The 16,911-nt window shown below is 70.7% G+C and carries 18 protein-coding genes and 3 pseudogenes; 12 read left to right on the top strand and 9 right to left on the bottom strand.

Features of this window, described 5'->3' with window-relative positions:
- Positions 1–68: 68 nt before the first annotated feature.
- The 4 genes and pseudogenes from ACZ7LS_RS32255 to ACZ7LS_RS32240 all read left to right on the top strand — a co-directional run bounded on the left by ACZ7LS_RS32255 (position 69) and on the right by ACZ7LS_RS32240 (position 4,042).
- On the top strand, positions 69–251 hold the full coding sequence (locus ACZ7LS_RS32255) for a DUF5302 domain-containing protein (RefSeq protein WP_382527957.1): 183 nt from the start codon (positions 69–71) through the stop codon (positions 249–251).
- Between the two features lie 467 nt (positions 252–718).
- A pseudogene (tap, locus tag ACZ7LS_RS32250) lies at positions 719–2,907 on the top strand (telomere-associated protein Tap).
- Between the two features lie 3 nt (positions 2,908–2,910).
- Positions 2,911–3,465: a telomere-protecting terminal protein Tpg gene (gene tpg, locus ACZ7LS_RS32245; RefSeq protein WP_382527961.1), complete on the top strand. Its 555-nt coding sequence runs from the start codon at positions 2,911–2,913 to the stop codon at positions 3,463–3,465.
- Positions 3,466–3,592: 127 nt separating this feature from the next.
- Positions 3,593–4,042, top strand: coding sequence for a spore-associated protein (locus tag ACZ7LS_RS32240; protein ID WP_382871278.1), 450 nt, complete (start codon positions 3,593–3,595; stop codon positions 4,040–4,042).
- A gap of 161 nt (positions 4,043–4,203) precedes the next feature.
- Here the strand turns inward: ACZ7LS_RS32240 and ACZ7LS_RS32235 are convergent, their stop codons facing one another.
- Complete coding sequence (locus ACZ7LS_RS32235; protein WP_385133907.1) at positions 4,204–5,148, bottom strand: alpha/beta hydrolase; 945 nt, start codon at positions 5,146–5,148, stop codon at positions 4,204–4,206.
- 162 nt (positions 5,149–5,310) lie between these two features.
- On the opposite strand from ACZ7LS_RS32235, the gene ACZ7LS_RS32230 reads away from it, so the two are divergent.
- Positions 5,311–6,216 carry a helix-turn-helix domain-containing protein gene (locus ACZ7LS_RS32230; RefSeq protein ID WP_385133904.1) on the top strand — a complete coding sequence of 302 codons (906 nt, stop codon included), beginning with the start codon at positions 5,311–5,313 and terminating at the stop codon, positions 6,214–6,216.
- 37 nt (positions 6,217–6,253) lie between these two features.
- Here ACZ7LS_RS32230 and ACZ7LS_RS32225 read toward each other — a convergent pair.
- A pseudogene (locus ACZ7LS_RS32225) lies at positions 6,254–6,720 on the bottom strand (MmyB family transcriptional regulator).
- Complete coding sequence (locus tag ACZ7LS_RS32220) at positions 6,720–6,947, bottom strand: helix-turn-helix domain-containing protein (RefSeq protein WP_385133901.1); 228 nt, start codon at positions 6,945–6,947, stop codon at positions 6,720–6,722. Before ACZ7LS_RS32220 ends, ACZ7LS_RS32225 begins: the two are co-directional and overlap by 1 nt.
- A gap of 74 nt (positions 6,948–7,021) precedes the next feature.
- On the opposite strand from ACZ7LS_RS32220, the gene ACZ7LS_RS32215 reads away from it, so the two are divergent.
- Positions 7,022–7,813, top strand: coding sequence for an MFS transporter (locus ACZ7LS_RS32215; protein ID WP_385133898.1), 792 nt, complete (start codon positions 7,022–7,024; stop codon positions 7,811–7,813).
- Positions 7,814–7,907: 94 nt separating this feature from the next.
- Entirely contained in the window at positions 7,908–9,287 is a 1,380-nt protein-coding gene (locus tag ACZ7LS_RS32210; RefSeq protein WP_385133895.1) for a carotenoid oxygenase family protein, read from the top strand.
- Positions 9,288–9,401: 114 nt separating this feature from the next.
- Here the strand turns inward: ACZ7LS_RS32210 and ACZ7LS_RS32205 are convergent, their stop codons facing one another.
- Positions 9,402–9,692, bottom strand: a complete 291-nt coding sequence (locus ACZ7LS_RS32205) for a DUF6188 family protein (RefSeq protein WP_385133892.1) — start codon at positions 9,690–9,692, stop codon at positions 9,402–9,404.
- A gap of 193 nt (positions 9,693–9,885) precedes the next feature.
- A complete protein-coding gene (locus tag ACZ7LS_RS32200) occupies positions 9,886–10,194 on the bottom strand; it encodes an ArsR/SmtB family transcription factor (protein WP_129771975.1) in 309 nt (102 codons plus the stop codon).
- Between the two features lie 61 nt (positions 10,195–10,255).
- Between ACZ7LS_RS32200 and ACZ7LS_RS32195 the strand changes: the two genes are divergently transcribed.
- A complete protein-coding gene (locus ACZ7LS_RS32195) occupies positions 10,256–11,239 on the top strand; it encodes a zinc-binding dehydrogenase (protein WP_382527987.1) in 984 nt (327 codons plus the stop codon).
- A gap of 229 nt (positions 11,240–11,468) precedes the next feature.
- On the opposite strand, the gene ACZ7LS_RS32190 is transcribed toward ACZ7LS_RS32195, so the two are convergent.
- A complete protein-coding gene (locus ACZ7LS_RS32190; RefSeq protein ID WP_382527990.1) occupies positions 11,469–12,248 on the bottom strand; it encodes an SDR family NAD(P)-dependent oxidoreductase in 780 nt (259 codons plus the stop codon).
- 273 nt (positions 12,249–12,521) lie between these two features.
- On the opposite strand from ACZ7LS_RS32190, the gene ACZ7LS_RS32185 reads away from it, so the two are divergent.
- The 3 genes and pseudogenes from ACZ7LS_RS32185 (at position 12,522) to ACZ7LS_RS32175 (ending at position 14,183) form a co-directional block, all read left to right on the top strand.
- Complete coding sequence (locus tag ACZ7LS_RS32185; RefSeq protein ID WP_385133887.1) at positions 12,522–12,902, top strand: hypothetical protein; 381 nt, start codon at positions 12,522–12,524, stop codon at positions 12,900–12,902.
- 151 nt (positions 12,903–13,053) lie between these two features.
- Positions 13,054–13,389, top strand: a pseudogene (locus ACZ7LS_RS32180) (ATP-binding protein); the annotation flags it as partial.
- 599 nt (positions 13,390–13,988) lie between these two features.
- Entirely contained in the window at positions 13,989–14,183 is a 195-nt protein-coding gene (locus ACZ7LS_RS32175; protein WP_382527996.1) for a hypothetical protein, read from the top strand.
- Between the two features lie 57 nt (positions 14,184–14,240).
- Here ACZ7LS_RS32175 and ACZ7LS_RS32170 read toward each other — a convergent pair whose 3' ends face one another.
- Both ACZ7LS_RS32170 and ACZ7LS_RS32165 read right to left on the bottom strand, forming a co-directional pair.
- On the bottom strand, positions 14,241–14,408 hold the full coding sequence (locus tag ACZ7LS_RS32170; RefSeq protein WP_382527999.1) for a hypothetical protein: 168 nt from the start codon (positions 14,406–14,408) through the stop codon (positions 14,241–14,243).
- A 41-nt stretch (positions 14,409–14,449) separates the two neighbouring features.
- Positions 14,450–14,905, bottom strand: a complete 456-nt coding sequence (locus tag ACZ7LS_RS32165; RefSeq protein WP_385133883.1) for a hypothetical protein — start codon at positions 14,903–14,905, stop codon at positions 14,450–14,452.
- Between the two features lie 353 nt (positions 14,906–15,258).
- On the opposite strand from ACZ7LS_RS32165, the gene pip reads away from it, so the two are divergent.
- A complete protein-coding gene (gene pip / locus ACZ7LS_RS32160) occupies positions 15,259–16,221 on the top strand; it encodes a prolyl aminopeptidase (RefSeq protein WP_382871300.1) in 963 nt (320 codons plus the stop codon).
- A 63-nt stretch (positions 16,222–16,284) separates the two neighbouring features.
- Here the strand turns inward: pip and ACZ7LS_RS32155 are convergent, their stop codons facing one another.
- Positions 16,285–16,626 carry a hypothetical protein gene (locus ACZ7LS_RS32155; RefSeq protein WP_385133880.1) on the bottom strand — a complete coding sequence of 114 codons (342 nt, stop codon included), beginning with the start codon at positions 16,624–16,626 and terminating at the stop codon, positions 16,285–16,287.
- Between the last annotated feature and the right edge of the window lie 285 nt (positions 16,627–16,911).

Here is a 16,911-nt window from a genome sequence, read left to right as displayed (position 1 = left end):
CCGGCCTCGCCCGATCCGCGATTTTGCGCCAGGCTGGTTGCGTCGCCCCAACAACCAAGGAGATACATATGGCAGAGACACCGGCGAACAACGCCGACGAGGGGTCGGCCCGCGACAAATTCCGTGAGGCGCTCGAACGCAAGAACAACATGCGCCAGGCCCAACACGCCCACGAAGAGGGCCGTATGAAGGTCAAAGGCATGAGCGGACCGGCGGGCAAGAAGCGGTACATCCGGAGGAAGACCGGCTGACCGGCCGATACGGAAACCTCTTTCCGTATCTGACGGAACAGCAATTCTCGGAGCGGGATCAACGGAACCCCGAATTATTCCCCGGAACCCGCTCCGAGAACACCGGAGGCCGAGTCGGGACCCGCTTCAATTCCACTTGAATCCCCCTCGAATCCGGCTCGAATCCCGCTTGAGGAGACCTGCGGGAAATCAGGGAGGCCGGCCGGCCCGGACACACCGGGACGCCCCGCACGCACCCGCCGCGGACCGCGTCCCCCATCCGCCGGGGTCCAGCCCCGCGCGGCTCCGGGAGGTGCGGGTCTTCCCCGGCGGCCGGCCACCGCCGGCCGCCGGGGAAGAAGGGCGCGGACCGGGAACGAGACCACCCCCGAACGGAAAGTACGCGAAAAGACCTGACGAAGAACTCAGGAAGTAAGGTTCGCGGGGGTGTTGGGGGTAGGGTCGGCGCGTGACCGGGGAGGTCTTCCATGTCCGAGCTGTTCGACGCCGTCGATGCCCTCATCGCGGGTCATGCCCCCCTGCCGCCCCCCGGGGAACGGGAACGGCTGCGCAAGGCACACGGCCTGACCCAGGAGCAGGTCGCCGCCGCGCTGGACGTGCGCCGCGCGACCGTGGTGAGCTGGGAGAACGGCAGGACGGAACCGCGCCCGCCGCAGCGCGAGGCCTACGCCCGGCTGCTGGACAAACTCGCCGAGCTGTACCCCGCCGCCCCCGCACCCCAGCCGGTGAGACCGGAGCCCGCCGCCGCCCCCGCCACCCCGCCCCCGCGGACAGCCGGGCCCGCCCCCCGCACCGCACTGCCCGCCCCCGCGACCGCCCCGGCAGCCGCCACCCGCGCCCCCGTCACCGCCGTGCGCCCCACGCCACCCGCCCCCGCCCGTCCCACGGACACGCCGGGCCCCTCCCCGGCGCCACGTCGCCCGGCCGGGAAGAAAACCGCGGCGAAACCGGCCACGCCACCCGCCGTCGCGGACCCGCGGTTCGAGAACGGGCCGCTCGCCGTCATCGACAGCGACGACGGGCAGGTGTCGGCGTACTGCGCCGGCGGCCTGGTCCTGGACGTACCCGCCACGTCCCTCCCCGCCCTGATCGGCTGGGCTCTCACCGAGGCACGGCTCGGCGCGCCCCGGCTCCACCCCAGCGGGCGGGACGCCGACCCGCTGCTCGTGCTCACCGAGTCCGCGTGCGAGCGCTACGGGCTGCCGGCACGGCTGAGCGACCAGGAACGGCTGTCCGGCCGGCTGCCGGAGGGACACAAGGTCCACAAGCAGCTGACACGGCGCACTGGCAGCTCACGAAGCGGGGCTTCGGCCCCTGGGCGAGGATCTACCGCCCGGCACAGGGCGCCCGGCGCGAGTGCGTCCAGCTGTGCGTCCCCTCCTGGAACGCACTCGACACCCGGCACTGGGGCAACGCCGCCCTGCTGGCGCCGGCCGAACTCGCCCGCCTGCTGGGCACCTACGCGACCCGCGTCGCGACTCCCTGCGGCTCCACCGCCGTGACCGGCCTGGAGCTGATGACGTCACTGCACCCGCCCACACGGGCGAGCGAGCCGGACGCGACGGGCAGACGCCACAGCGAGCACAACCCCGGCTCCCTCGGTAAACACGCGGTGGAGTGCGCGCCGTGCGAAGCGCCGGACGGCCACCCGCTCCTGGCCGGCCTGCCGCGCTTCCACCAGCGCACCCCGGCCGAGACGCTGGTCGAGGAGGCGTACGACTGGTCCCGCCCGCTCACCGATGACGAGTGCCTCCAGCGCCACCTGGTCGGCATCGACGTCAACATGGCCTTCGCCGCGGGGGCGAACGGCGCGATCGTCGGCCTCGGCGCCCCCGCACACGTCCAGCGCCCCGCGTTCGACCCGAAACTGCCCGGCTCCTGGCTGGTCGACCTCTCCCACGTCGAACTCGACCCGCGCCTGCCGTCCCCGTTCACCCCCCGCGGCAACCGGCCCGAGGGCCCGGCCTGGTACGCGACACCGACGGTGGCGTACGCGGTGGAGCTCGGCTACGACGTCGAACCGGCAGAGGCGTACGTCCGCTACGAGAACGGCCGCTTCCTGGACGGCTGGTACCAGCGGCTGCGCGACGCGTACGTCGCGACGATGGCCGACCTCGGCGTCACCGCCGGCCTGTCCCCGCAGGAGTTCCTGACAGCGATGGACGGCTGCCGGCAGCGCGACCCGCACCTGGCGATCGTCCTGTCGGCGGTGAAAGCGACCGTGAAGGGCGGTATCGGCAAGCTCCGCGAACGCCCCCGCGGCGGCGGCTGGCGCCCCGGCGAGCCCTGGCCCGCCCTCGGCCGCCCGACCTGGCGCCCCGACATCCGCGCCGCCGTCATCTCCAGAACCCGCGTCAACATGCACCGCAAAATGCTCAAACACGCCGCCGCCACAGGCCAGTTCCCCGTCGCGGTCCTCTCCGACTGCGCGGTCTACACGGCCGACGGACCGTCCCCGCTGGACTTCCTGCCCTACCGCGACGGCAAGCCCCTGCCGGGAGGCTTCCGCCTCGGCGTGAGCCCGGGAATGGTCAAGCACGAGGGCACCCGGACCACCCTGTGGGCCGAAGGCGTACGCGAGGAACACGGAGGCGAACTCAACCTCGCCCGCTACATCAAGGACGGCCGTGTCACCGCCGAGGACAGCGGGGAATAGCCGATGAGCATGTTCGCGGACAGCCTCGACAAAGCCGTCCAACGCGCCTTCACCCGCCCCATCCCCAAAACAGCCGGCGCCCGGATGCGCTACCTCGTCAGACAGCTCAAAGGCACCCGCGCGGTCGCCGGCCTGCTCGGAGTCTCCCAGCGCACCGTCGAACGGTATGTGAGGGAACAGATCAGAAAACCCCGCAAAGACCTCGCGGCCCGCCTGGAGCGCGAGGTGGCCAAACGCTGGCAGCCGCAGATCAGGGCGAAGGCCAGACAGACGGCGGCCACCAGCGGCGGCATCGTCATCGACACCCGCGCCCGCCTCGGCTACACCGCCGCCCCCGGCACCACCGACGACGCCCGCCTGCGGCACCTCACCGTCGCCCTCCCGCCCCACTACGCCGCCCGCCTCTTCACCGCACAGGAACAAGGCGCCCCGGACCAGCAGTTGCGGCAGATCGCCGCCGAAGCGCTCCAGGAGATCTACTTCAAGGACGGCGGCCGCCGCGCCGCCGGACTGCTCGTCGAGTACACCGACCTGGAGCACATCGAGTTCGACCTGTAAGCCCCCCGCGCCTCCCGGGGGGAGGCAGCCGCTCCCACTCCCGTGCGGAACCGGGCACAACCATCCGTGCCGTTCGCGGGTCACATCACGTGGGAGCAAACCACTCCCGGGGACACAAGGGGGAAATATGAGAATCGCACGTAATGTGGCGACTGTCGGGGCGTTGACCGCGCTGGCGACGGGCGCCGCGACCGCGTTCAGCACCACCGCCTCCGCCGCACCCAACGTCACACCGCAGGGCGTCTGCGGCAGCGCCTACAAGACCGTGAACTCGGCGCCCGTCGGCTCACTGGGCACCGTGTACCTGACGTACAACTCCAAGAACGGCAAGAACTGCGTCGCGACCATCCGCGCCAACCCCGGCGCGGCCACGTACGTGTCCGCGTACATCTACGTCCCCGACAGCGACGAGTGGGCCGGGGACTCCGGCGACTACACGTCGTACGCGGGGCCGGCCTACGTCTACGGCAAGGGCCACTGCGTGAGCTGGGGCGGCAGCATCAACAACGTGTACGTGTCGGTGGAGAACTCCAACTGCGCCGCCCTGAAGGAGCACCGGGTCACCGGAATCCGCTGATCCGCCTCATCACCCGGCCGCGAGTTCCCGCGCCGCCTCGCGCGGTTCGCCTTTACGGACCTTCCCGCTGACGCGTCACCGGGAAGGCGCCCACGGGCTGCGGCCGGCGCGGGATCCCGTGCGGGCCCGGCCCGCACGGGAGAACCGGCCCCGGGGCGGTGTCAGGCCGCCACGGCCCCGGGCGCCCCGAGCCCCCCGGCGAAGAAGCCGGTGAGCTTCCCGACTGCCAACGTGACGTACTCGTCCCTGTCGTAGAGGTCGACGTGGTCGGCGCCCTCGATCCAGAACAGCTCCTTGGGGTCACGCGCCTTCTCCATCGCCGCGACACTGAAGTAGTCGGAGACCGCCTCGGTCCCGGCGATCATCAGCAGCGGGCGCGGCGCGATGAGCGCGATCAGCCCGAACGCGTCGAACTGGGTGAGCAGGTCCAGACTGCGCAGCGCGAACCAGTTCTCCGTACGGGGATGGTGGGCCCGCTCGGTGCGGTAGTACTCCCAGCCCTCGTGGATGTGCCGGGTCAGGCTCTTCTTCACCTCACCGCGCTCGGGCGCGCTCCCGGGATGGATCTGCTGCCTGCGGACCGCGCCGCCGCGTGCCTCCTCGGTACGCGCCGCGGCGGACAGGTCCAGCATCGCTCCCAGTTCGCCGGGCGTCTGGGTGCCGCCGAGCCCGTCGCGGAACCAGGCACCCTCGTCGGCCGCGCTGACGGTCGCGACAGCCCTGATCCGGTGATCGGTCGCGGCGGCCGGGATGACGTAGCCGCCCGAGGCGCAGATGCCGAGCGCGCCGATCCGCCCGGGGTCGACCTCGTCGCGGACACTGAGGAAGGTGACGGCGTTCTTGATGTCCTCGACCCGCCGCGAGGGATCCTCCAGAAAACGCGGCAAACCCTCACTCGCGCCCCAGTGGGCCGCGTCGAAGGCCAGGGCCACGAAACCCGCCCGGGCCAGCCGCGCGGCGTAGAGGCCGGCGGTCTGCTCCTTCACGCCGGTCATCGGGTGCGACACGACGACCGCCGGACGCGGCCCGGCAGCGGGCGCGTCGGGCGTGTAGAGGTGTCCGGCAAGCGCGAGACCGGCACTGTCGAACGTCACATCGGTACGCATGAGCGGTGCTCCAACTCGGTGGGAAACGGGACCGCGGTACCCGGTGACCGCCGTGGCCACACACCCGACCCTCCACGCCGCCGGGCCCCCGGTGCCAGGGAGGACTCTGCCTGTGGAGCGCGGTACCAGGCACCCCGCCGCGTCCCGGAGGAGACTGGCCATATGGACCACCGCCGTGAACCCGCCGACGGCAACGAACTGGGCGAATTCCTCCGTACCCGGCGTGCCGGCCTCGACCCGCGCCAGGCCGGGCTGCCCCACTACGGCGGGCTGCGCCGCGTACCGGGGCTGCGCAGGGAAGAGCTGGCGCAACTCGCCCATGTGAGCTTCGACTACATCGTCCGGCTCGAACAGGGACGCACCCGCAGGGTCTCCCGCGCCGTCCTGGACGCTCTGGCGGACGCCCTGCAGATGACGCCGGACGAGCGCACCTATCTCTTCGGCCTCGCCGACATCTCCCCGCACAGGGCCGCCCGCGCACCGGGACGGCCGGAGGTGGCCCCGCGCCTGCGACAGCTCCTGGACGACATGCACGACGTCCCGGCGATGATCATCCACCGGCGTATGGACGTCCTGGCCTGGAACCGCGGGGCGGCCGCCCTGCTCACCGACTTCGGCGCGCTGCCCCCGGCCCGGCGCAACATCATCCGCCTGACCTTCCTCGACGACGCCTACCGGTCGCTGTACGCCGAATGGCCGGCGGTGGCCCGCGAGTGCGTCGCGGTCCTGCGCATGGAGTCCGGCCGGCACCCCGACGACCCGGACCTCAACGCCCTGATCGCCGAACTGAACGAGAACTCCGCCGACTTCCGTACCTGGTGGGCCGACTACCACGTCGCCGGAGCCCGGCAGCTGACCAAGCTCCTCCGCCACCCCACGGCAGGCGACCTGACCATGGACGTCCAGCAGCTCTCCGTCGACACCCACGCCGACCAGCTGCTGGCCGCCTACACCGCGCACGACGCGAAGTCCCGCGATGCGCTGGGCTTCCTCCTCCAGTGGTCCGGCCCATCCCGCCGTGTCCCCGCCCCGGACCGCGGCGGGGACACGGCCCCCGACGGCCGCTGACCCGCCGCCGCGGCCACCCGGACCCGTACGCGCGCCGCTACCGGTCCTCTGCCGGGCCGGCCACCGGCGCCCCCGCCCCGGCCTGATAGACCACCAGCTGCTGGTGCGGAGCCCCGTTGACCGTGAACGCCGCGCACTCGATGTACAGGTACCCGACCTGAGGATGCTTCAGGTGCTTGCTCTCCTGGGACTTGCTCTTGACCTCGTGCGTCTGCCAGAGCGCGGCGAACTCCTCGCTCCGGGCCGACAGTTCCGCCACCACACCGGCGATGCGCGCCGATTCGGGATCGTGGCCGTAGGCCGCCCTGATCCCGCGACACAGGAGTGCGCGGCCCGCTCCCATTCCTGGTAGAACTCGCGTCCGGCCGGGTCGGCGAACACCATGCGGGCGAGATTGCCGAACCGGCCGAACCCGCTGTGGAGGGCCTCGGCAAGGGAGTTGGCCGCCATGATGTCGAGGGCGGGGCCGACGACGAAGGCCGGGGTGTGCTCCCACCCGTCCATCAGCCGCAGCAGTTTTTCGCCGACCCCCGCTTCGCCCCGTCCCGCGGCCGCTGCGAGACGGTGAGGCAGAGGCGGTTGAGATGGCCGGCGGCTTCCGCGTCCAGTTTCAGCGCCTGCGCCACGGCCTCGACCACCTGCGGAGACGGACTGTCCTCGCGCCCCTGTTCCAGCCTGATGTAGTAGTCGGAGCTGACTCCGGCGAGCAGCGCGACTTCCTCACGGCGCAACGGCGCACGCCCCGACTACGCGGGCATCGGCGTGCTCACGGCCCGGGATCAGCTCCCTCCTGACCGGACTGACCATGAAAGGCACCGACGGCCACACCCGGACGGACACCGTGGTCACCGGCCCCATCCTGCTCGCACTCGTCCTCATGGTGCCGTTCGTCATGATCGAGAAACGGGCCGCCCAGCCGATCATGCCGATGGGCCTGTTCGCCAACCGCGCCTACACCCTGGCCAACACCGCCTCGTTCTTCTCCGCGTTCTGCCTCTTCGTGTCCGTGGTGTTCCTGCCCCGCTTCTTCCAGGAAGCACTCGGCCACACCGCCAGTTCCAGCGGCCTGCTCCTCTACCCCCTCATGATCGCCATGGTGGCCGGCAGCCTCCTCGCCGGCACGCTGATCAGCGGCACGGGCCGCTACAGGCCCTGGCTGCTCGGCGCGGCCGTCCTGGCCGCCGCGGGCTCCCTGCTGTTCACCCAACTCACCCTGGACACCGGCCCGTGGACGATGTCGGCCTGGATGATCCTCATCGGTCTGGGCATCGGCCCCATGCTCTCCGGCCTCAACCTCGTCATCCAGGCGACCGTCGACCCCGCCGACATCGGCACCGCCAGCTCCAACATCACCTTCTTCCGCCAGATCGGCGGCTCCATAGCCCTGGCCGTCGCCGGCACCCTCTACGCCGACACCCTCGCCGGCGACATGAGCCACGGACCGCACCAGGCACAGGCCGCCGCCACCGCCGGCGCCCTGCCCTGGCTCTCGGCCACAGGCGCGGCCGCCACCTTCCTCGCCGTGGCCTTCCTGCCCGCGCCCCGCCGCGGCCTCAAACACAACTCCGCCGGCAACTCACTCGGTGCGCTCGCCTGACACACCACCACACCCCTCCCGCCCCACCACGCATCCACCCGCACACCCCGTAACAGCACACCGGCGGCAGCCCGACTCCCGACAAGAAGGAACCATGACGCCCACCACGCGGAACACCACCGAACCGGGCAACCCGCCCTACCTCTTCGGGCACTACGCCCCGGTAGCCGACGAGACCGAAGGCTTCGGCCTCAAGGTCACCGGCACCCTGCCGCCCGAACTGAACGGCCGCTACCTGCGCAACGGCCCCAGCGCCCGCCCCGGCGAAGACCCCGGGCACCTGTTCACCGGCCACGGCGTGCTGCACGGCGTCCGGCTGCGCGACGGCCGCGCCGAGTGGTACCGCAACCGCTGGGTACGCACCAGCAAACTCGCGGGCGCACCCTACGCGCGCGCGGACGGAACCGTCGACCTCTCCGCGGTAGGCGCCAACACCCACGTGATCCCACACGCCGGCAGACTCCTCGCCCTGGTCGAGAACGGCCTGCCCTACGAGGTCACCGGTGAACTGGAGACGGCCGGCCCCTGCGACTTCGGCGGCCGGCTCACCACCGCCATGACAGCCCACCCCAAGGAGGACCCGGCCACCGGCGAACTCCTCTTCTTCGGCTACGGCGCCAGGCCCCCGTACCTCACCTACCACCGGCTGTCAGCCGCGGGAGAACTGGTGGAGAGCCGGGACGTAGCGGTCCCGGCGGGCACGATGATGCACGACTTCGCCATCACCGAGAACTACGTCGTCTGGCTCGACCTCCCCGTCGTCTTCGACCTCCGGCTGGCCGGCGGAGGCATGCCGCTGCGCTGGGACGACGCCTACGGCGCCCGGCTGGGCCTGATGCGCCGCGACGGCACAAGCGACGTGCGGTGGTCCGACATCGACCCCTGCTACATCTTCCACGTCGGCAACGCCCACGAGGACACGGCAGGACGGATCGTCCTGGACGCGGTCTGCTACTCCCGTTCGGCGTTCGACGCCATGTGGCAGACGATGGGCGGCCATGTCGACAACCCGGTGGCCGGCACCGGATGGACACTGGGGGAGACCCAGGGCGGCCGGATACACCGCTGGCACCTCGACCCGGCCACGGGCACAGCCAGCGAACAGGCCCTCGACGACCGGGGCGTGGAACTGCCCACCATCAACGACGATCTGACCGGGCGCCCCAGCCGGTACCTCTGCACGGTCACCGACGGCGCCATCATGAAGTACGACACCCTCTCGGGCACCTCACGGTCGTACGGCACCGGAGAAGACTCCTCACCGGGCGAAGCGGTCTTCGTACCCGCCGAAGCCGGGCCCGGCACGGAAGAAGACGCCGGATGGCTCCTGTCACTGGTGTCCCACGGCACCACCCGGGGATCGGAACTGCTGGTCCTGAACGCCCGGGACCTGACCCGGGCAGCCACCGTGGAGATGCCGCGTCGGGTTCCCGCCGGAGTCCACGGCAGCTGGATACCGGACCGGCAGGCATGACACCGCACGAGCCACACCACATGAGGGCCCGCCGGCACGGAAGACCCCGACCCCGGCAACCCTCCACCGGGCCGCACGGCAAAGGACCGCAGGGGCCGCCGGTAGCCGGCGCTGTCAGCCGGTTCCGCCGCCCGTGCCGGCCAGGGTGGCTCCCGCTCCTGTGCCTGTCAGGCTCCAGGACTTGTAGCCTGGATCCGGACCGACGCTGAGCAAAGTGCCGTCATCGAAGCCGGGAGACGGGATGCCGTGCCCGGTGACCTCGGCGTCGATGACGGTCTTGGCGAACAGACCGAAGAGCGGTGCCGGAGCCGTTCCCGTTCCTCTCCCGTTCCTCTCCCGTTCCTCGGGACACGCCCTGGGACCGGACAGGGCCTGAGCGGCCCAGGACGGCGAAAGCCTCACCACGGACACACCACCGCCAGTCCTCCGATCCTCGGCCCCGCCTCCGCCGGCTCCACGGACGGTGGCTGCTGGCCTCATGACCGTTTCGGTGGCCATGGAGCGTCCCGGCCTTCGGAGTTGGCGTGGCTTTCTCCCTCCTGCGGCCACGTCCTTCAGATGGCGCGGCGCTACAGGGCGAACGTTGGCTGATGCGGCACTAGAACACGTCGCGCAGGGTCTCCAGGAGGCGGGCGATGTTCGTCTCGTCGCGGCGGTAGTAGGTCCATTTGCCCCGCCGGGTGGCGACCACCAGCCCTGCTTGCCGCAGCATGGCGAGGTACTGCGAGGTGGTTGACTGCCCCAGGCCCGCGCGCTGCTGGATGTCGGTCACGCAGACACCGATCTCGACGTCGCCGGGCTCCTGGCCGGGGAAACTCATCGGCTCCTTGAGCCACACCAGCATCTGGCGGCGGGCCGGGTTGGACAGGGCCCGGAACACAGCCAGCAACTCCGCCTCCGAAAACACGCCGTGATCGTAACGCATGTACATATTGACGATTCGCGATATCTCGATCTAAGTTCACCGCATGTCGACTTCGATGCGTGTGATGGAACTCGTCCGCTTCGGTGACGCGGACACCGCGTTCGCCACCCGGGAGCTTCCAAGACCCGCTCCCGGACCCGGGCAGGTGCTGGTGCGCGTGCTGGCCACGTCCGTGAACCCTCTGGACCTGCAGACCCGGCGCGGCGACTACCGCGACCAGGTGGCGCTGCCTGCGGTGATCGGTAATGACGTGTCCGGCGTGGTGGTCGAGAGCGGCCCCGGGGCAGGCGACTTCCAGCCGGGCGACGAGGTCTGGTACCTGGCGCCGGTGTTCGCCGGGCAGGGAACCTACGCCGAGTTCCACGTGGTCGACCAGGCCCTGGTTGCCCGCAAGCCCGCACGGTTGTCGCACGTCGAGGCCGCCGGTCTCGCGCTCGTGGGCGTGACGGTGTGGGAGGCGCTGGTCGAACGCGCCGGGGTGCGGGTCGGGGAACGGGTCCTGGTGCACGGTGGAGCGGGCGGGGTCGGCTCGGCCGCGATCCAGGTCGCCGGCGCGCTGGGAGCCGAGGTGGTGACCACCGCGCGGGCAAGGGATCACGAGTTCGTCACCGGACTGGGAGCCGACATCGCGATCGACTTCTCGGCCGGTGACTACGTGCCGCAGGTCCGCGCGCTGGGTGGGGTGGACGTCGTGCTGGACACGGTGGGCGGGGACACCCTCGCCCGCAGCCCGGAGGTCCTCGCCGACCGAGGCCGCGTGGTGTCCATCGTGGACATCCCCGAACCTCAGAACCTGCTCGCCGCGTGGGGCGTGAACGCGACCTACCACTTCCTCTTCGTCAGCCCCGGCCGGGCGAAGCTCGCGGCCCTCGGCCGGCTGGTCGACCAGGGCAAACTCCGGCCGGTGATCGGCACCGTGCTACCGCTGGCCGACATCGCACAGGCGCACACGCTGTTGGAAGGCGGCTCCGCCGGCGAGGGCCGCGGACGCCCACGTGGCAAGATCGCCATCGCTGTGCACGTGTGAGCGTGTGGGGTGGTGTCAGCGGGGTGCATTGAGCCGGGGTTCTGCTGATCCGGCCGGGGGTTTGCCGTCTGTCACGGGGTGACCGGCCGCGCAGGAGGCGGCAGCTGACACCCGGACCTCGGCATGGGCAGGGCCGGCCGCTGGACACCGCCCAATCCACACGGGCCTGGCCATTCACCCGTGCGGGATCGCCGGGGCCCTCTCGGTGAGTGGGCGCCCCGGTGCCGGCTCAGTGAACGGAGAACCCGCCGTCGACGAAGACCGCCTGCCCTGTGACATAGGCGGAGGCCCGGCTCGCCAGGAACACCGCTGCGCCCGCGAAGTCCTCTGCCAGACCGTTGCGTCCCACCATCGTGCGCGCGGCCAGCGCCGCTGCCCTCTCGGGATCGGACGACAGCCGTGCGTTGAGCGGCGTCATGACGAACCCCGGCACAAGGGTGTTGCAGGTGACGCCATACGGCGACCAGGCCTCGGCCTGCGACCGGGCCAGTGACTCCAGCGCCCCTTTGGAGACGCCGTAGGCGCCGCTCTGGACGAACGCCCTGTGCGCCTGCTGGGAGGTGATGTGGATGATCCGCCCGAAACCCCGCTCCGCCATGCGGGGCCCGAACCGCTGCCCCAGCAGATAGGGCGCCTCCAGGTTCACCGCCATCGTGGTGTCCCACACCTCCTCGCCCAGCTCGTCCAGCGGGGGCCGCAGGTTGACGCCGGCGGAGTTGACGAGGATGTCGGGCTCCCCGAATGCCTCCGACGCCTCCTCGGCCGCTGCCCGCACGCCCTCGCGGGTGCCCAGGTCGGCGCTCACCCAGGCGGACCGGCAGCCGTCGGCCGCCAACTCGCCGACCGTCGAGACCAGTTCCTCCTTTGTGCGCGCCACGACCACGACGCTCGCCCCCGCACGCGCGAGGGCTCCGGCGATGGCACGGCCGATGCCGGAACTGCCGCCGGTCACCACGGCGGTCCGTCCGTCCAGCGAGAACAGCTCCGAGAGATAAGTCTGCGAGGTCATGCCCGGACCCTAGACGGCAGGTCCCCGGCGACAGCGGTCGGGGCAGAGCGGTCCCGGCGGGGCTCCACGGCCGGTCCCTGCGGAACGCGTCTGCGCCTTCGCGCCGCAGAACCGTCATCAGCTCGGCAAGGCGCGCGGGCTCGGCCCGGTGAACGGGGCTGTCCACGAGGACTCCGACGCTGGGATCGCACCAGCCATACGACGGATCATTTCAGTTGCCGCCATGTCTCCCCGCGACTGATCCTGGGCATCGGGCAAGCAAGGAGGAACAGGATGGGGCTCATGCTCTCCCCCGGAGACGATGACGCGACCAGCCCAGACGTCTCCTGGTCCTATACCGGCTTCCACATGTTCAGGGAGTGGCTGGCCCAGGCGGAGGGTTTCACCCTTGCGGAGATGACCGGATTCGGTGGGGACCGCGTGTGGAGCAGCGTCTCCACCACGCTGGCACCGCTGCTCGACCATCCAGACGACGACGGCTCTCTCGCGCCCGCACAATGCGCGGCCATGCTGCCCAGGCTGGAGGCGATCACCGACCAGCGGCAGCACGAGGACGGGGACCCCGTCCTTGAGCGACGCGTCGACGACGTGCGTCAACTGGTCACCGTCATGAAGTACTGCTTGGAGAAGGAAGCCGAGCTCATCTTCTGCTGATCCGCCGCGGGCTGTCTCCCGCCGGAGATGAACAGCAGTTACGGGACAGCACTTAGCCGCTCTGACGGGTCGGGCTTTGCACAGCCCACTACGACCAGCTCCTGCGGCTCCGCCGCGACCGCCCCACACCCTGAAGGAGAACAGCGTGTCCATGCCCCGCCGGCGAGGACTCACCGGGCAGGCCGCTCGGCCGCGATCGACCAGGCATGCCGGATGCTGAGGCTGCCCACCATCCGGTCCCGGTTCCCCGAGCTCGCCGAAACCGCCGGCCGCGAGCCGATGTCCTACCCCGGCTTCCTCTCCGAGCTTCTCCTGGCCGAGTGCGACGACCGGGCCCGCCGCCGGTCCGAGCGGCGTATCAAGGCAGCTGGCTTCCCTCGCGACAAGTCCCTGCGCAAGTTCGACTTCGACGCCAACCCCCAGCATCGCCCCTGCCATGGTCCTCCTCGCCAAGTGCGAATGGATCAAGAAGGGACTGCCCTACTGCCCGCCGCCGCTCGACGCCAACCCCGGACACCTTGAAACCGGTGCGGAAAGGTCCCGTTCCATGCCCGACCAAGCGGTCCGCCCGCTCAGCGGCCTACAGGCCGGCGCACGAGTCCAGGCCACGGTCACCAGCCGCCGGCCGTGGGGCATCACAGCGAAGATCGACGGATACGAACCGGTCGGTGCCTCGCCGGACGTCATCCGCCGCGGCAGCGAACCCGGCGTGAGCCAACTCGCCCAAGACCTACCGCCGGTGGGCAGCACGAGCGAGCTGGTAATCGGCGAAGTGCGCAAATGGCACAGGGCGCCCTGGGTGTGGGTGGACCTTACGAGCAACTGACCGGTCATCGCTCCTGAGAGCAGGGCCTTGATGGTGAGGTGGTGTCGCGGCTGTCGCCGTGGTCCGTGCGGAGGATGAGGTGAAGCCGGGCAAGGGGCTGGTTCCCTCGGTGAGCAGTCCGGCCTCGCCGGTGACATAGGCGCGTTCCCTCGCCGTCCTGGTAGCGGATGAGCAGCGTGGTCTCGCCCGTCTTGCGCTCCTCGCCCATCAGGCCGGGGAACTGGAACCGGCTGTTGCTGTAGGCGTGCCACTGCGGGCGGGTGGTCTCGACGACGGCGTACTCGCGGGCGCATCGGTTGCACAGCGGCTCGTCGTCGGCGTCGATGACGGTGGCGAAGGTGTCGACGCAGGAGAAGCAGAGGAAGCCGTGGATGTCCCGGTCCCAGCGGGGGATCGGGCTGCACGCCAGGACCAGGTTGCCCCAGGAACCGACGGTCGCGGTGACGATGCTCTGACGGCGGCCGGGTACTCGGTGCAGACGGAGGCGGCGCGGTCGTAGCCGTGCACGGAGATCAGGGCGCGGGCCACGCCTGCTGGAGCACCTTCGCCTCCTCGGTCATGCCGGGGCGGCCGCTGTAGGGGACCAGGGCGCCGAGACCGGCTTCGTCGGCGAACAGGCGCTCCATCTCGGCGAGCAGCCGGTCGCGGGCGGTCTGCTGTGTCTGGAGGGTCGGTGACATGGTGAACTCCTTCTGGTCAGTGGAGGAACTCGCTCGCTGCTTCACCGGCTGCTGCCGGTGGTGGCCAGGCGCAGCGTCTCGGCGGCCAGCTCCATGCGGCGCTCGTGGGCCTGGTCGAGATTGGCGCGCAGCTGCTCGGCGGTCTGCGCCGGCGCCTGGTCGAGGTCGGCCGGCGCCTCCTCCAGCGCGGGGTGACCGGCCTCCTGGATCTGCCGGTAGGCGGCCTCATCCCTGGCGGAAAAGCAGAAGAACGGGCGGCGGCGGGCGGCCTCGGCGCGCTCGCGCCACATGTCGACGGCGATGCGCGCCTCGTCGACCGCGAGGACGTAGGCATGGTGGGCGGCCAGCCACGCGGCGGCGCTGCTCAGCGCCTCCCAGCACAGTTCCACCTGGTGCGGCAGGCGGTCACGCTCGGCGCGGGCGACCTGCTCGTGGGCCAGTCGGTCGCGGACGTCGGCGTAGCGGACGGTGGTGTCCATCAGCCCGACCAGCCTCATGCCCTCGGTGTGGCGGTCGGAACCTTGAGTTCGGGCTGTCGATCGACAGCGGTGGGTCAGGGGCGGCGACGCTGAATGTCAGTCGCCGGTGACTTCAGGAATGCTGCAGTGGCCGCTCGCCTGGTAATCCAAGGTGGATAGCTGTCGGGAAGTGCGGAACCGCTGCCGTGTCGGTGAGCGCGTTGGTGTGTTGCTTCCTTGAGCCGCAGCCGCGCTGGTCGACGAGGACGACCCGAAACTGCGGCGAGAGTGTCGCCTGTACGGGTGCCAAACCCCCGCCGGTGTCGGATCGGCCCTGTTGTCTGCTACAAGGCGTTGTCCGATGTTGCACTTGGTTGTCAGGAGGTCTGGAAATGGGCGAGCTGTACCCGCAGGTGGAGCCGTACGAGAAGGGGATGCTCGATGTCGGCGACGGCAACGTCGTGTACTGGGAGGCCTGCGGAAATCCGGATGGAAAGCCCGCGCTCGTCGTCCACGGTGGTCCGGGATCGGGGTGCGGGCCCGGCGCTCGCCGGTACTTCGATCCGGAGCGTTACCGGGTCGTCCTGTTCGACCAGCGCGGTTGCGGTCGCAGCACCCCGCACGCGAGCGATCCCGCGACCGATATGCGGCACAACACTACCCAGCACCTGATCGCCGACATGGAACTGCTGCGCGAACACCTGGGGATTGACCGCTGGCTGCTGTACGGCGGCTCGTGGGGGTCCACGCTGATCCTGGCCTACGCCGAGACCTACCCGGAGCGGGTGTCGGATATCGTCATCTCTGCCGTTACCACCACCCGGCGCTCAGAGACCGACTGGCTGTACCGGGGCGTGGGGCGGTTCTTCCCCGAGCAGTGGGAACGCTTCCTTGCCGGAGCTCCCGGCACACCGCGCGACGGCGACATCGTCGCGGCGTACGCGCGCTTGATGGAACACTCGGACGCCGCCGTGCGGGAGAGGGCCACGGCCGACTGGTGCGCCTGGGAGGATGCGGTTCTGTCCGGGGAGACGAACGGTGCCTCCAACCCTTACGGCGACCGCCCGCCGGCCGCACAACTGGCCTTCGTCCGCATCTGTGCCCACTACTTCTCCCACGGCGTGTGGCTGGAGGAAGGTGCCCTGCTCCGCGATGCCCACCGGCTCACCGGGATTCCCGGCGTGCTGGTCCATGGCAGGCTCGACATGGGCGGCCCGCTCGACACAGCCTGGGAACTGGCCCGCGCATGGTCGGACGCGGAGTTGATCGTCGTAGGTGACGCGGGTCATCTGGGTAGCGACACGACACGTACGCATGTGCTCCGTGCCCTCGACCGATTCGCCCGCCAGGAATGAGACGGGGCCACCCGGGATTCAGGTAGTCGCTGACGCCTCACGTGCCGTCGACCGCTGGCGTTCTCATGGTGCCCGACACGGCTCCTGGCCGGTCGGCTCGTTGAGGCGTTGGCGGGCGAGGGGCGCGTACTTCACTGCGGTGGTCTCGGAGAGGCCGAAGATCGCGGTCAGGCGCAGCGGGTCGGCTCCGGTGGCCAGGGCTTCCCCGAGGACGCGGTCGGCGCGGACCCTGTCGGGGCTGACGCCGTGCGGGGTGAGCTGCCGATTGAGGAAGTACGCGCTGACGGGGCTGGTGCCGTTCGCCGTTTGCCGGGAGAGCAGGACATACCGGTTGAGGGTGTGGGGCCAGCGTGTTCGTCGCTCGGTGAGCCAGGACCGGAGGGCGGCGCGGGTGATCGCACCCATGGCAGGACGTTACCGTCGATGGTGATGCGTTCTTTGGAGAAGTCCACATCCTCCAGCCGCAGGGTTCGGATCGTCTCGCCCCGGTCCGCGTGGACTGCGGCGAGGGCGACGGCCAGTCGGGCGGCTGATGTCCCGGCGGTTATCTGGACGTGGGTGATCTCGGCGTCGGACATGGGCATCACGGGCCCTGTCGGGCGGCGCCCGACTCGGATGCCCCGCGCGGGGTTGGTGACGCGCCCATACCTCTTGGCGTGGTGAAAGAGAGACCGCAGGGCGATCACGCGG

Source organism: Streptomyces sp. NPDC039430 (genome assembly GCF_055639435.1).
The sequence above is the reverse complement of the archived record's forward strand: the minus strand, read 5'-3'. Positions and strand labels throughout refer to the sequence as shown.